The organism is Halogeometricum sp. S1BR25-6 (genome assembly GCF_031624495.1).
Classification (GTDB): Archaea; Halobacteriota; Halobacteria; order Halobacteriales; family Haloferacaceae; genus Halogeometricum; species Halogeometricum salsisoli.
Map to the genome: position 1 here is coordinate 969,967 of NZ_JAMQOP010000002.1, position 14,674 is coordinate 984,640.

Annotated in this window: 14 protein-coding genes; 6 read left to right on the plus strand and 8 right to left on the minus strand. The window is 66.8% G+C overall.

Annotation, left to right across the window (positions count from 1 at the left end; translation table 11 throughout):
* Positions 1–19: 19 nt before the first annotated feature.
* Entirely contained in the window at positions 20–637 is a 618-nt protein-coding gene (locus tag NDI76_RS15065) for a class I SAM-dependent methyltransferase (protein ID WP_310924903.1), read from the minus strand.
* Positions 638–706: 69 nt separating this feature from the next.
* On the minus strand, positions 707–1,804 hold the full coding sequence (locus NDI76_RS15070) for a S1C family serine protease (RefSeq protein WP_310924905.1): 1,098 nt from the start codon (positions 1,802–1,804) through the stop codon (positions 707–709).
* Between the two features lie 244 nt (positions 1,805–2,048).
* On the opposite strand from NDI76_RS15070, the gene NDI76_RS15075 reads away from it, so the two are divergent.
* Positions 2,049–3,218 carry a glutathione-independent formaldehyde dehydrogenase gene (locus tag NDI76_RS15075; RefSeq protein ID WP_425498373.1) on the plus strand — a complete coding sequence of 390 codons (1,170 nt, stop codon included), beginning with the start codon at positions 2,049–2,051 and terminating at the stop codon, positions 3,216–3,218.
* A gap of 34 nt (positions 3,219–3,252) precedes the next feature.
* Here the strand turns inward: NDI76_RS15075 and NDI76_RS15080 are convergent, their stop codons facing one another.
* Positions 3,253–3,588: a hypothetical protein gene (locus NDI76_RS15080; protein ID WP_310924906.1), complete on the minus strand. Its 336-nt coding sequence runs from the start codon at positions 3,586–3,588 to the stop codon at positions 3,253–3,255.
* A 219-nt stretch (positions 3,589–3,807) separates the two neighbouring features.
* A complete protein-coding gene (coxB, locus tag NDI76_RS15085) occupies positions 3,808–4,779 on the minus strand; it encodes a cytochrome c oxidase subunit II (RefSeq protein ID WP_310924908.1) in 972 nt (323 codons plus the stop codon).
* A 200-nt stretch (positions 4,780–4,979) separates the two neighbouring features.
* Here coxB and NDI76_RS15090 point away from each other — a divergent pair, with 200 nt between their 5' ends.
* Both NDI76_RS15090 and NDI76_RS15095 read left to right on the plus strand, forming a co-directional pair.
* On the plus strand, positions 4,980–7,271 hold the full coding sequence (locus NDI76_RS15090) for a DUF6789 family protein (protein ID WP_310924909.1): 2,292 nt from the start codon (positions 4,980–4,982) through the stop codon (positions 7,269–7,271).
* Positions 7,272–7,335: 64 nt separating this feature from the next.
* A complete protein-coding gene (locus tag NDI76_RS15095; protein ID WP_310924911.1) occupies positions 7,336–7,836 on the plus strand; it encodes a DUF7979 domain-containing protein in 501 nt (166 codons plus the stop codon).
* 70 nt (positions 7,837–7,906) lie between these two features.
* Here NDI76_RS15095 and NDI76_RS15100 read toward each other — a convergent pair whose 3' ends face one another.
* Positions 7,907–8,092, minus strand: coding sequence for a hypothetical protein (locus NDI76_RS15100; protein ID WP_310924912.1), 186 nt, complete (start codon positions 8,090–8,092; stop codon positions 7,907–7,909).
* A gap of 72 nt (positions 8,093–8,164) precedes the next feature.
* Complete coding sequence (locus NDI76_RS15105; protein WP_310924913.1) at positions 8,165–9,025, minus strand: cytochrome c oxidase subunit 3; 861 nt, start codon at positions 9,023–9,025, stop codon at positions 8,165–8,167.
* 152 nt (positions 9,026–9,177) lie between these two features.
* Between NDI76_RS15105 and NDI76_RS15110 the strand changes: the two genes are divergently transcribed.
* From NDI76_RS15110 to rpiA, 3 genes are all read left to right on the plus strand, one after another.
* Entirely contained in the window at positions 9,178–9,978 is an 801-nt protein-coding gene (locus tag NDI76_RS15110; protein ID WP_310924914.1) for an NAD-dependent epimerase/dehydratase family protein, read from the plus strand.
* Positions 9,979–10,203: 225 nt separating this feature from the next.
* Positions 10,204–11,271, plus strand: coding sequence for an NADP-dependent phosphogluconate dehydrogenase (locus NDI76_RS15115; RefSeq protein ID WP_310924915.1), 1,068 nt, complete (start codon positions 10,204–10,206; stop codon positions 11,269–11,271).
* Positions 11,272–11,283: 12 nt separating this feature from the next.
* On the plus strand, positions 11,284–12,156 hold the full coding sequence (rpiA, locus tag NDI76_RS15120) for a ribose 5-phosphate isomerase A (protein WP_310924916.1): 873 nt from the start codon (positions 11,284–11,286) through the stop codon (positions 12,154–12,156).
* 52 nt (positions 12,157–12,208) lie between these two features.
* On the opposite strand, the gene NDI76_RS15125 is transcribed toward rpiA, so the two are convergent.
* On the minus strand, positions 12,209–13,735 hold the full coding sequence (locus NDI76_RS15125; protein ID WP_310924917.1) for an alpha,alpha-trehalose-phosphate synthase (UDP-forming): 1,527 nt from the start codon (positions 13,733–13,735) through the stop codon (positions 12,209–12,211).
* A 28-nt stretch (positions 13,736–13,763) separates the two neighbouring features.
* Positions 13,764–14,636 carry a fumarylacetoacetate hydrolase family protein gene (locus NDI76_RS15130; RefSeq protein WP_310924918.1) on the minus strand — a complete coding sequence of 291 codons (873 nt, stop codon included), beginning with the start codon at positions 14,634–14,636 and terminating at the stop codon, positions 13,764–13,766.
* Between the last annotated feature and the right edge of the window lie 38 nt (positions 14,637–14,674).

Sequence of the window (14,674 nt, forward strand, 5' to 3'; positions counted from 1 at the left end):
CGCGATTCCTTTCGGTCGTTCAGAGCACGCGGAACACGCGAACCGTGTCGCGCTTGCCCGGTTCCGAGAGGAGTTGGGCGAGGCCGAGGTCGGAGAACACCCGCTTCCAGTTTCTGTGATAGAGCGGGAAGTCGTCGTTGACGTAGCTCACTTCGGCGCCGTCGCGACCGCGTTGCGGGCTATTCCCCTCGTTCTCCGCGGTTATCAGGAGGTCCGACGTGACTCGAATCAGCTCCTCGAACACCCACGTCTCGTCGGGGTGGACGTGTTGGAGCGTCTCGACGGAGTACACTACGTCGAAGGCGTCGTCGTCGAACTCGGCGACCACGTCCTCGATGGCGCCGACGTGAAACGTCCCCGTCTGCGCGAGTTCGGGGAAGTGCTTGTCCATCACGTCGAAGGCGTCCTCGTTGATGTCGACGCCGGTGAGGTTCTCGTACCCCGCCTCAAGCAGGTGCGCGAGGTGGCGGCCGGAGCTACAGCCGACCTCCAGTATCGCGGCGTCCTCGTCGACGTAGTGTTCGAAGACGGTGGCGAGCGTCTCGCTCACCTCGTTCGGCCCGATTTCGGCGTAGTAGCCCGGCGAGAAGTCCCCCGAGCGCTCGGCCCAACCGCGGCGGTTGTCGTCCGGTTGCACGGGCGGGGGGACGGCGCCGAGGAGTAAAGCCTCCCCGGAATCCGCCGCGTCGGCCGCGCGGCGCGAGCGCTACCGTGAGGTCGTGTCCGGTCGTCGCGGACGCGTGCCCAGCGTGAACTCCACGCGCTGTCGCCGACCGTCGCGGAGCACCGCGACGCGAATCGAGTCGCCGGGCGACGCCCGCAGGGCGAGGTAGGAGGCGAGTTGCTGTCGGCTGTCGACCCGTTCGCCGCCGACGCTGACGACGACGTCGCCCGCCTGCAGGGCGTCGTCGGACGGTCCGTCGTCGAGCACGTCGGTGACGAGGACCCCCCGAGGGTTCGAGAGCCCGAGCTGTTCTGCGACGTTCGGCGTCACCGTCCGGAGCGCGGCCCCCATGTACGCGTGGCGGTACTCGCCGTCTTCGATGAGTGCGGGCACGACCCGCTTCACCAGCGCCGCCGAGATGGCGAACGCGAGGTTCTCCCCGCCGCCGGAGTTGATGACGCCGACCACCTCGCCGTCGAGGGTGACGAGCGGTCCCCCCGAGTTCCCGGGATTGACCGGCGCGCCGGTCTGGATGGCGTCGGGGATGCGGTAGCCGTTCGGCGCGGGGATGAGACGGTTGACGCCGCTGACGAGGCCGGAGGTGACCGACCCTTCGAGACCGTACGGGTTGCCGATGGCGACCACCTCCGTCCCGATGGCCGGTTGCTCGTCGACCATCGGGAGCGGTTCCGCGTCGTCGGGGCGGTTCTCCACTCGCACCACCGCGAGGTCGGCGGAGGGGTCGACGCCGACGACGGACGCCGAGCGCCACTCGCCGTCGGTGAAGCGCACCTGCACCTCGGAGGCGTCACCGACGACGTGGGCGTTGGTGACGACGAAGTTATCCCGGTAGACGAACCCCGACCCCTGCCCGCCGGAGGACACCTGTATCAGGACGACCGAGTCGATGACGTTCCGGTAGACCTCGGTGTACTCGCCCGCGGCCTCGGTTCCAGTCCCGGCTTCGGCGGCCGTCTCCGCCGCGGTCGATTCGGCCGTCGATGCGGACGACGTCGACGCCGAAGTCGACGAAGCGGTCGGCGAAGACGAAGATTCGTTCCCGTTACAGCCGGCGAGAGCGGCCGCGAAAGCGACGCCCGCACCTCGGAGAACGCGCCGACGACTCGGTGAGTCAGGCATGACGACGTCACGTACCTGGCAGTGACACATAGTGACAACGGCCGCCCGAATTCGCGAGCCACCGCGTCGGCACGTCCCCGGCTACCCCGCCGCGGCCGGCGCCGCCTTCGGCGACTCCGACTCCGGGCGAACCGCCAGCGAAGGGGATCGAAAAGCGGAGAAAGTCGCCGGACGACGGCGGGGCTTGTGCATGAAGGCAGAGCCCCTAACTACGTCTCGCCGCTCGGTTAGGACGGATTATCTCATGCCTATCAACGCTACAATTTACCGCGGTCCACACGAGATGTCGGTCGAAGAGATAGACGACCCCGAACTGGAGGGGCCGAACGACGCCGTCGTCGACATCACGACGACGGCCATCTGCGGGTCGGACCTCCACATGTACGAGGGTCGGACGACCATCGACGAGGGCCGCGCGTTCGGCCACGAAATCATGGGCGTCATCGACGAAGTCGGCGAGGGCGTCGAGAGCTTCGAACCCGGCGACCGGGTCGTCCTGCCGTTCAACGTCGCCTGCGGCCACTGTCGCAACTGCGTCGACGACTACACCGCCTTCTGCGAGAACGTCGACTCCGACACGCCCGGCGGCGTCTACGGCTACGCGATGATGGGCTCGTATCAAGGCGGGCAGGCCGAGAAGGTGCGCGTCCCGCACGCCGACTTCAACGCCCTGCCCCTCCCCGACGGCGACGAACACGAGGAGGACTTCATCATGCTCGCCGACGTGTTCCCGACGGGGTGGCACGGTTGCGAACTCGCCGACCTGCGCTCCGGGGAGTCCGTCGTCGTCTTCGGCGGCGGTCCGGTCGGTCTGATGGCCGCCTACAGCGCGAAACTGAAGGGCGCCTCCGAGATATACCTCGTCGACCGGGTGGAGAGCCGCCTCGAACTCGCCGAGGAGCACTGCGACGCGACGACGGTGAACTTCGAGGAGGAGGACCCCACCGAGGTCATCCCCGAGATGCACGGCGGGAAAGTCGACAAGGGCGTCGACGCCGTCGGCTACCAAGCCATCGACGGCGGCCGGCACAGTCACGGCGAGAGCGCCTACGAGAAATCCCGCGAGAACCCCTCGCAGGTCATCAACGACCTCATCGGCACCGTCCGCCCGACGGGGAAAGTCGGCGTCGTCGGCGTCTACTTCTCCGCGGACCCGAACCCGCCCGAACACGTGCAGGAACCGGGCGAACTCAGCATCGACTTCGGGAAACTGTTCGAGAGCGGACTCCGCGTCGGCACCGGCCAGTGCGACGTGAAGCGCTACGACCGCCGCCTGCGAAACATGATAGAGCAGGGCCGCGCGGAACCCGGCTTCATCGTCTCGCACGTGGAACCGCTGGAGAAGGCGCCGGAGATGTACGAGCGGTTCGACGAGCGCGAAGAGGGCGTCACCAAGGTCCTGCTGAAACCGTAGCGGGACGCAGCGAGTCCGAGTTTCGAGTTTCGAGTTACCGCCGTCCGGGGTCCGGTCGCTCCGCCTTCGGGCCGGGCTTCCACGTGTTACCTTCGAGCGTGACGAGGTCGTAGCGTTTGAGCACCTGCAGCAGGTCGACGACGGCCTCGGCGTCGTAGTCGACGGTCATCTCCTCGGGCAGTCTGTCGGCGATGGCCGACCGCGTTCCCTCCTCCATCCGGTCGAGCGTGTCGAGGAGGATGTCGACGTCCTCCATCAGCGGTTCGAGGCCCGGCCGACCCTCTTCTTCGGCGTGAAGCTTCGACAGCACCTCGTCGTACGACCCCGTAATCTCCATCGTCACCGAGACGTCGTCCTCATCTGAATCCATGCTACCGGTATATGCGAGCAAAACACCATAAGCGTTCCCAACTGTCGGAGATGCGGAACGGTATCCCCGGATTCGCGTCCAGGCGAGCGCCGGCCGCGGTCGCGGTCGGCGGGTGTCGGCGCTCCGCGGTCCGGGCGGTCGGAGACGCCGCTGCTCGGCGGAATCGCTCTCCGCGGTCGACCCCGGTCGAAGGGAGAAAAAGTGGCCCGTGCGGCGCCGCTACGCTTGTTCGGCGGGCGGCGCCTCGCCGTCGACGGCGCGCAGTCCCGGATTCGGTCCCGGCGTCGCAGTGCCGTTTTCGGACCCGTTCGTGACGGAGTCGAGCGGGTTCGCGTCGTCGCTCGTCTCGGTGGTGGCGTTTCCGAGCAGGTTGGTGTCGTCGCCCGACGCCGCCCCGTCCTTCGCGTCGGCCACCGCCGACGCGGTGGCGTTGCCGCTTCGCTGCTCCCGTATCCACGTTCGGTACTCCTCGTTTGAGACGACCACGACGTCGCCGCCCATCCGGGCGTGACCGGACCCGCAGAACTCGGCGCAGTAGAAGGGGTAGACCCCCTCCTCCGTCGCTTTCGTCCGGATGGTGGCGTACGTGCCCGGCATGGCGTCCTGTTTCAGTCCGAGTTTCGGTGAGTAGAAGGCGTGTATCACGTCTTTAGAACTGACGTGGAGGTAGACGTCTCGGTCTTTCGGAATGACCAGTTTCTTCTTCGTCGTCACGTTCTCCTCGCCCACGTACCGGAACTCCCAGCCCCATTGGTAGGCGAGCGCTTCGATTTCGACGGCGTTCGGGTCGTCGGGTTGAACCGCGCCTTGGAGGTACTGGTTCGTCCCGCCATCCTGCGGCCCGTTGTCGGCGGCGACGACCGGGGAGATGTAGGGGTTCGCCAACACGACCATCGAGGCGATGCCGACGAACGCGAGGATGAGAGCGGTGACGACGGTCCAGGTGATTTCGAGTCGGCGGTTCTCCTCGGTCGGCGCCGGGTCGTCGTTGTCGCGGTAGCGGTAGATGGTGTAGAAGATGATGAACTCGACGGACATCATCAGCGGCAACGCGACGTACAGCAGTTTCCGGTTGAGGTTGTTGATGAGCGCCTTGTTGACCGATTGGGCCGCCGCGGGCGCCGTCGCGAGGGCGAGAAAGGCGACGGCGACGGCGAGGAACCCGCCGAGGCGCGCAGGCGTCCGGTCCATTGTGCGCATCTCCGAACGAAACGAACTAAACTCTGACGGGCCATCCGGCGCGACGGCGGACTGTCGCGCTCGGAAGCGCGTCTGAGCGGTCCGAGGATTGAATTTTCCAGCTTCTTGGGGAATAGATTTAATCGAGGGAGGTTCTTTCTCGAAGACGAGATGAACTACGCAGTCGAACCGGTCGCGCTCCGGAGTTCCCCATGAGCGTCGTCCCGTACGTGCTGGTGGCGTGTCTCGTCGCCGGGGTCGTCCTCCGCGCGCGGTACGGGTCGTTCCGGAACCTCTCGCGGACCATCCTTGCCGACGGCGGACACGTCCGAGGCGACGAGGCGGAGGAACGCGAGAAGAAGGCGAACCTCCTCCGGTGGGTGACGACGGTCGACCACAAGGACATCGGCCTCCTCTATCTCGTTTTCGGCACCGTGGCGGCCCTGTGGGGCGGCGTCGACTCGATGATGATTCGGACCGAACTGCTGACGCCGGCCGTCGACGTGTGGTCCGAGGAGACGTACAACGCCCTGTTCACGACGCACGGGCTGACGATGCTGTTCTTCTTCGTCACCCCGGTGTTCTTCGGCATGGCGAACTACTTCCTTCCCCTGTTCGTCGGCGCCGACGACTTAGCGTTCCCGCGCATCAACGCCATCGCCTTCTGGCTCCTGCCGCCGTCGCTGCTGCTCGTCCGCGGCGGCCTCATCACGGAGGTCATCGCGCGCGTTCTCGGTCTCGGACTCCCGCGGTCGATGCTGGAGATACTCTACATCTTGGCTCCGCCGGCGACGGGGTGGACGCTGTACACCCCGCTGTCGACGCAGTTGGCGAATCCCCAGATAGATTTCATGTTGCTGGGTTTGCACTTGAGCGGAATCTCGACGACGATGGGGGCGATTAACTTCATCGTCACCATATTCATGAAGCGCGGACCGGACGTCGACATCGGCGACTTCGACATCTTCACGTGGTCGATGCTGACGACGAGCGGTATCATCCTCTTCGCGTTCCCGCTTCTCGGCAGCGCCATCCTCATGCTGCTTCTCGACCGCAACTTCGGCACCTCTTTCTACGCCGTCGAGGCGGGCGGCTCCATCCTCTATCAGAACCTCTTCTGGTTCTTCGGCCACCCGGAGGTGTACATCATCTTCCTCCCCGCGACGGGGTTGATGAGCACCATCCTCCCGAAGTTCTCGGGGCGGAAGCTGTTCGGGTTCAAGTTCGTCGTCTACTCGACGCTCGCCATCGGCGTGATGTCGTTCGGCGTCTGGGCGCACCACATGTTCACGACGGGGATGGACCCGCGGCTTCTCACCTCCTTCATGATCGTCTCCATCGCCATCGCCGTCCCGAGCGCAATCAAGGTGTTCAACTGGCTGACGACGATGTGGAAGGGGAACATCAGGCTGACCGCGCCGATGCTGTTCTCGGCCGGCGGCCTCGGTCTGTTCGTCATCGGGGGCATCACGGGCGTCTTCCTCGCCTCCATCCCCATCGACGTGATGTACCAGGACACCTACTACGTCGTGGGTCACTTCCACATGATCCTGATGGCGATCATCCCGTTCCAGATGTTCGCCGCCTCCTACTACTGGTTCCCCATCATCACCGAGCGGATGTACAACCAACGTCTGGCGCGCTTGCAGGCGGTGCTCACCTCGTTCGGCGTGTTCGTCACCTTCATGGCGTTTCTAATCATGGGCGCCCTCGGGATGCCGCGCCGGTTCGCCTCCTACCCCCCGAAGTTCCAGTTGTTCCACGACGTCGCCTCCGTGGGCGCATACGTCATCGGCTTCAGCGTCCTCCTGTGGCTGTACAACATGCTGCACTCGCTATGGTTCGGCGACCTCGTCCGCGACGCCGACGTCTGGGATCTGAAGAAGACCCAGCAGTTCACCCGCGAGTGGCAGGCGTTCGAGGCGCGCCTCGCGGAGAAGTACGGCGTCACCAGCCCCCCGCCCGAGGAGACGCGGGCCGCCGCGGAGAGCCAACTCGTCGGCGACCAGGAGGACGAGACGGACGCGGGCAGTCCGAAGGCGTTCGAGGACCTCTCGGGCATCGGCACCGACGTGGTCGTCGGCGCCGCCGCCGGCTTCGTCGGCATGATGCTCATGTCGGCCGTCCTCTACGTCGGCTCCCTCCTCGGCGTGTTCCAACCGGGGGCGTTCGCCGAACTCGCCGAACTCGTCGGGGTCGAGGGCAGTCCGCTCGTCGGCTACCTCATCTTCCTCGGCGGCGGCATGACGACGTGGGCGCTCCTGTTCGTCACGTTCGCGGACTTCCTGCCGGGGGAACCCCTCGTCAGGACGGGCCTCGTGTTCGCCGTGGTGATGCTGCCGGGCTTCTTCGTGGCGTTCTACAGCGGGCAGTCCGGCTGGGAACTCGTCGGCTACGTGCTGGTGGCGTTCGTCGCCCACCTCGCCTACGGGACGGGGTTGGCGACCGTGTTCAAGATGCTGAGCGGCCGTCTGCAAACGTCGCTCGTCCACGTCTCGGAATGACGGCGACGACTCACACCCGGACGGGGGCGAGAACGAGAATCCGGGCGCGCGGAGGTGACGCGCGGTGAACTGGAGCGACGCCGCGACGTACGTCCTCCCGTTCCTCGGCGCCCTCGTGTTCTCCGCCGGCGTCGGCGGCGCCGTCCTCGGCGGGTACGCGGCCGTACAGGAGGACCTCGGCCTCTGCGGCGCGCCTGCCATCTCGGTGACGCCGCCGGAGGATATCGACCACAACGCGCCGGAGGGGATGGCCGACCCCTCGTGGGCGCGACTCGATTACGAGGAACTGAGCGAGGCCGAGAAGGAGGCGTTCGAGTCGGCCGTCGGGACGGTGAGCGGGACCGGCGAAGTCGACGGCGAACTCGAACACGAGGCGGCGTTCAGCGGCGGCGCCCTCGTCGCCTACGAGGGCGAGGAGTACTACGTCGCCGTCGAGACGATGAACGAGTGCGTCGCCGTGAGCGGGTACGTCCTGCCGGCCGGCGTCGTCGGCGTCGTCGTCGGACTCGGACTGTTCTACTCCCCGCGACTCGCCCGGACGCTGGCCCGCCGGTCCGACCGCTGAGCGGATTGAGGTCGAGTCGGAACCGGAGAATCGAAGGATTCGACGGCCTCGCGTCCGCCGCGGCGTCCTCTCATCCCAGCGCCGGGACGACCGGCAACAGGAGCGCACCGCCCCCGTCCAACCGGTCGATGGGGGGGATGAAGCCGAGGAACGACGCGAGGAGGAGGGCTCCGAGGAACGCCGCGAACAGCACCGTCAGCGCGAGGAGCCAGTCGTACACGCCCTGCGTCGTCGTGAGTTCGGGGAGCGTCGCCATGGATGACACAGGGGCGGAATCGAGGGTAAATCTACTGGCGCTGAGTGCCGCCTACCGAACGTTCGACCGGCCTCAAGCGCCGTACACCGCCCCGAGATACAGCGATACGACGATGACGAGCCAGACGGCGTCGACGAAGTGCCAGTACATCGAGACGGTCCTGACGGCGGTGTCGCGGCCGGCGCCGAACTGCCCCATCAGCCCCCGGACGAGCAGGATACCCATGAGGACGACGCCGGTGACGACGTGGAGGCCGTGCAGCCCCGTCAGCCCGAAGAACGCGGGACCGAACAGCCCCGAGGAGAGGGTGAACCCCTCTTTGATTATCAGTTCGTAGTACTCGTACACCTGTCCGCCGACGAACGCCAGCCCGAACGCCAGCGTCACTCCGAGCCACGCGAGGAACCGTCTGTGGTCCCCCCCGGAGAGCTTCTTGTGCGCGTACTCGAACGTGAAACTGGATCCGACGAGCAGAACGGTGTTTATCGCCAGCACCGGCGTGAGCAGGTGCGGAAGCTCCTCGGGCGGCCACGCGCTGAGGCGGAGGAAGTAGTAGTAGGTGAACCCGGCGGCGAACGTCGCGACGTCCGTCAGGACGAACAGCAGCATCCCGAGTCGGTGGACGCCGGAGTCGAGGACGCTCTCGTCTCTCTCCCAGTACGGTTCAACGAACGCCTGGTGGAGCCACCCGAAGATGCCGACGAGAAGCAAGAACGCGCCGCCGCCGAAGACCAACGGTCCGAGGAACTTCGGGACGAGCGAGTAGTCCGTCCACCCGATGATGAACAGACCCGCGCCGAGATAGAGGGTCGCCGCGCCGACGGCGCCGACGAACGGCCACCACGACGACTCGTCGAGTCCGCGAGGAAAGTCCCACCCCGTCGGGGGGCCGAGTTCGCCCTCCTCGTCCTCGGAATCGGTTGCCGTACCCATACGTTCAGCGTCGAACGGGAGCGTAAAATAGGCGGCGGGCGATTCCGAGTGCGGCGTTCGGAGCGGTGCATTCCGCCGGAGACGGCCGCTCCGCCCGCCGCGTCGGTGCGGCCGCCGAGCCTTTACTCCTCGCCGCCGCAGGTATCACCGACATGGCACACATCGCTATCACCGGCGCCGACGGCAACGTCGGGAGCGTCGCCGTCGAGGCGTTCGACCACGAGAGACACAAGGTCACGCCGATAACCCACTCGGAGACCGAAGAGATGGAGAGCGTCGTCGCGGACGTCGCCGACCGCGAGGAGTTCGTCGAGAAACTACCCGCGGACGCGGACGTCTTGGTCCACCTCGCGGCGAACCCCTCGCCGTACGCCGAGTGGGACGAGGTGAAGGAGGTCAACGTCGACGGCGCGTTCAACGCCTACTACGCGGCCGACGAGAACGACGTGGGCCGAGTGGTGTACGCCTCCTCGAACCACGCGACGAACGGGCACATCGTGGCCGACCCGGACGAACCCGAGACGATGCGGGCGGACGCCGACGTCATCGACCCGGACGACGAGACGGCGCCGGACTCCTTCTACGGCGTCACGAAGGTGGCCGGCGAGGCGATGGGGAACTACTTCGCGCACCGCGAGGGCGTCGAGACGGTGAACCTCCGAATCGGGTGGTTGCTCTCCGAGGAGGACCTCAAAGACGAGGTGACCGACCCCGTCTCCGAGGAGTACGCGGAGGAGGCCGCCCGGTTCGCCCGCGCGATGTGGCTGAGCCCCCGCGACTGCAAGGACGCCGTGCGAGCGGCGAGTCTCGCGGACCTGCCCGAGGGCGAAAACTCGGTCACGGTCAACGGTATCTCGGCGAACGACGAGCGCTGTCTGTCGCTGACGCACGGCCTCCGAACCATCGGCTACCGGCCGCGGGACAACGCCGCCGAGGTCGTCGAATCGAACTGAGTCGGCGCCTCTGACCGGCCGGTCGTTCGGCGTCCGCTTCGCGACCGGAAGGAGCCGAACCCCTCGGCCGTCACGATTTTACTCGTCGCGGGCACTCGTTGACACGTATTGCGGACGAGGAGGCGCCTCGAGCCCCCTCGCCTCGTGTTCGCAGTGAATCACGGAGACGCGCGTGCGGTTCCGCCGCACGCGCGGACGGCGATGCACGACGACAGAGACACATACATGTCTGAGCAAGAACTCACGCTCGGTATCGTCGGATTGGGAAAGATCGGCGGCAACCTCGCGCGGCAGGCCGTCGGAAAAGACATCCGCGTCGTCGGCCTCGACGCCGAGGACAGGCCCGAACTGGAGGAGATGGGCATCGAAGTACACGACGCCGGCGAGTACGAGACGCTGGCGGAGAAACTCGACCCGCCGCGGGTCGTCTACCTGTCGCTCCCGTCGGGCGAACTGATAGACGACCAACTCGACCAACTCGTCGACGAGCTCAACGAGGGCGACGTCGTGATGGACGGCGGCAACTCCTTCTGGCGGGACTCCATCCGCCGCGAGGAGCGCTGCTGGGACGAGGGCGTCTACTTCCTCGACACCGGCACCAGCGGCGGGCCGCCGCGCGCGAAGGAGGGCGCCTGCTTCATGGTCGGCGGCAAGGAGGAGGGCTTCGAGATAGCCGAACCCTACCTCGACACCCTCTCCGTCGAGGGCGGTCTCATCCACGTCGGCGAACCCGGCAGCGGCCACTTCGTCAAACTCGTCCACAACGGCATCGAGTTCGGGATGCTGCAGTCCATCGCGGAGGGCGTCGAACTCTTAGAGGCCGGGCAGTTCGACCTCGACGGCGAGATGGGCGACCTCTTCGAGACGTGGAACAACGGCGCGGTCATCGAAAGCTGGCTCGTCGAGTTGATGTCGAAAGGGCTGAAGAACGAAGACCAGTTCTCCGACGCCCCCGAGAACTTCGAGGACGTGCCGAACTTCGTCGAGGACACCGGCGAGGTGAACTGGCTGGTGCAGGAGGCGTTCAAGGGCGAAACGCCGGTGCCCGTCATCACCCAGTCGGTCATCGAACTGTTCAAATCGCGCGGGAACCAGAAGCACGCCCCCCGCGCCGTCGCCCTGATGCGTCACGGCTTCGGCCTCCACCCGTTCGGCGAGGAGGAGAGCCTCATGGACGAACGCGTCACCGGCCGCGTCGACAACGACGCGCGCAGCGACATCCGGCAGGAGGAGGGCGACGAGGACACCCTGCGACCCGAGAAGCGCGAATCGTACGACGGCGACCCCAATTAGGAGGAGACACCAATGGCAAAACAGTTCGTCTACGACGAGAACGGCGAAGAGATCAGCGCGTGGGCCGAGTCGACCGATGAGGTGGTCGAGGAGGCTCGCAGCGAGCTAAGCGAAAAGGGAATCGACCTCGAGGAAGAGGAGATACGCGAGCGAGTCCGCGTCATCCCCTCGCCGACGCGCATCAAGAGCAGCCCCGAGGACGTGCTGATGGACAAGCGCCGCCGCGGCGGCATCGAGGCGGCCGAAGTCGTCGAGTCCGGGATGGACGTCGGCCTCGGCACCGGCAGCACGACGGCGTGGGCCATCGCGGCCATCGGGTGGAAACTGGAATCGGGCGAACTCGAAGACATCCGCGGCGTCGCCACCTCCCTGCAGAGCCACGACTTAGCGCGCGAACTCGACATCCCCCTCACCGACGTGGACGAGTTCGAGTCGCTGGACGTGGCCATCGACGGCGCCGACCAGTGGGACCCCGAGAACCCCCACGTCGTGAAGGGCGGCGGCGCCTCGCACGCCCGCGAGAAACTCATCGACGAGATGGCCGACCGCCTCGTCGTCGCCACCGACGACGAGAAGCAGTCGACGCCGCTGTCGCACCCGGTACCGCTGTCGGTACTCCCCGAGTCGCGCAACGTGGCGCAGTCGTGGGTGAAAGAGCAGGGCGGCGACCCGCAACTGCGCTACGCCGAGAAGAAGGACGGACCGCTGTTCACGGCGAACGGGAACCTCATCGTCGACTGCGACTTCGGCGAGATAGACGACATCGAGGGCCGCGCGACCGACCTCGCTCGGATTCCCGGCGCCCAAGAGCACGGCCTGTTCGTGGACGTGGTCGACGACGTGATATACGGCGCCGACGACGGCGTCGAACACGTCGAGTTCTGAGCGGCGCGAAGCGACGGGACTCGAAAGCCGAAGAAAACGCGACGACGCTCTTCTACTGCCTGTCCGCGTCCGACCGTCGCTCGCCGGCCTCCTCGGCGGCGGCGAACACGTCCGCCATCCACGCGTCGAGGTTCTCCTCGTGGACGTTCTCGCGGAGCGCCGACATCCGCTCGCGGCGTTCCGCCTCGTCCATCGTCATCGCATCCTCGATGGCGCGGGCGAACCCCTCGGTGTCGTGGGGGTTGACGACCAGCGAGTGCTCGCCGAGTTGCTCGTAGGCGCCCGTCTGGTCCGAGAGGACGAGGACGCCGTCGTCGTCCACCTGCGAGGCGACGTACTCCTTGGCGACGAGGTTCATCCCGTCGCGCAGGGCGCTGACGAGCATCACGTCGCTGTAGCGGTACAGGGCGTTGAGTTCGTCGCTGTCGAGCCAATCGTCGATGTAGATGACGGGCGTCCACTCGTCGGTGCCGAAGCGCTCGTTGATGCGCTCGACCGCCTCCTGAACGTTCGTCTGGAGGTTCTGGTACTCGGGGATGAGCGACCGCGACTCGTCGGCCTTCTGGACGTACGTGAGTTCGCCCTGTCGCTCGGGGCGCCCCTTCCAGAACTCTTCGAGCGCCTTCAGTCGCTCGACGATGCCCTTCGTGTAGTCGAGGCGGTCGACGCCGAGGGCCACTTTCGAGTCCTCGGGGATGCCGCGGTCCTGTTTGAACGCCCGCCAGGACTCCTCGTCGGCCGAGGCGGCCGACTCCGCGATGCCGTCGGCGTCGACGCCGAGGGGGAACGCCTGAACGTAGGTGGTGTGGCCGTCGTACTGGACGCGGTTGTCCTCGTAGTCGACGAAGGCGTCCTCGAACGCCTGGTCGACGCAGTCGAGGAAGTTCTGACAGTAGCGCTCGACGTGGAAGCCGAGCACGTCGTTCGCCAGCAGGCCGTCGAGAAGGTCGTCAGCCTGCGGGCAGGCGCGGAAGGTGTCCCATCCGGGCCAGGTGATGTGCCAGAAATGCGTCAGGAGGGCGTCGGGGGCCTCCTCGCGGACCATCCGGGGCGCCAAGGCGAAGTGGTAGTCCTGGAACCAGACCACCGAGTCCTCGTCGATGGCGTCAACGACGGCGTCGGCGAAGCGGCCGTTCACCTGCTGGTAGCGCCGCCAGTGGCGGTTGGCGTACTCCGTCTTCCAGATGCCGCCGTGGCTCAGCGGCCACAGCACGCGGTTGCTGTAGCCGTAGTAGTACGCCTCCACTTCGTCGTCGGAGAGCCAGATTCGCTTGAGGTCGTAGGCCTCCTCGTCGGGCGGCATCCGGACGACGTCGTCGTCGCCGGTCGCCTCGCGGTCGGCCTCGCCGTCGCCCCATGCGATCCACGTCCCGTGGACACGTTGCATGACGGGGTCGAGACCGGCCGTGAGACCGCCCGCGGGTTCGTCGACGACGACGTTCCCCTCGTCGTCGTACTCGTGGGAGTAGGGCTGGCGGTTCGAGACCACGACGAGGTCGCCGGGAACCGAGGGGGCGTCGGCGTCGTTGCTGTCGCCGTCGTCGGTCCGGCCGTCGGTCGACTCCTCGGCGCCTGTCATCGGGTCACCCCGCGAGCGTCGTCCGCCGTCATACGGTCGTCACCGTGTTCGTCAGCGTACCGACGTTCTCGATGGTTATCTCGACGCGGTCGCCCTCCCGGAGGGTGAACTCCGCGGGCGGGACGATGGAGGTTCCCGTGAGAAGCACCGAGAGTTCGGGCGTCTCGTCGTGGCGGGTGCGGTAAGAGACGAGTTCCTCGCAGGTTCGCGCCATCAGGGAGGTGTCTGTCTCCCCCTCGAACGCCGTTTCGCCGTCGCGTTCGATCGTCATCGACATCTCCAGGTCGTGCGGGTCCGCGACCGTCTCGGGCGAGGCGACGCAGGGGCCGACCGCGCAGCACCGCTCGAACACCTTCGCCTGCGGAAGGTACAGCGGGTTCTGTCCTTCGAGGTCCCGACTGCTCACGTCGTCGCCGACGGTGTAGCCGACGACGTCGCCCTCGTAGAGGACGATGCCGAGTTCGGGTTCGGGGACGTCCCACTCGGAGTCCTCGCGGACGCCGATTTCGTCGTCGGGGCCGACGGTTCGGGAGGGCGTCGCCTTGAAGAACAGTTCGGGCCGGTCGTTCTCGAACACCTGCTGGTACATCTCCGGGCGGCCGCTCTCATCTTCGCGGGCGTCGCCGCTGGCCTCGTAGGTGACGCCGGCGGCCCACACCTCGTCCGGGACGACCGGACGGACCGCCCCCGACTCGACGTCGTCTTCGCCGACGACGGGCGCGTCGTCGAGGAGGGCCTCGGCCACGTCGTCGACGCCGCGGTCCGTCGTCGAGGCGACCATCGCGAGGTCGCGGAACGACGAGAGGGCCGGGCGCGCCGACGAGAGATCGTAGGCTGTCCGGCCGTCGCGGGCGACGAGGCGCGGATCCTCGGAGTCGATCCGAACGCGGAAATATCGCATCAACTCCCGATACACGACGACGCCACTAATTTCTCGTG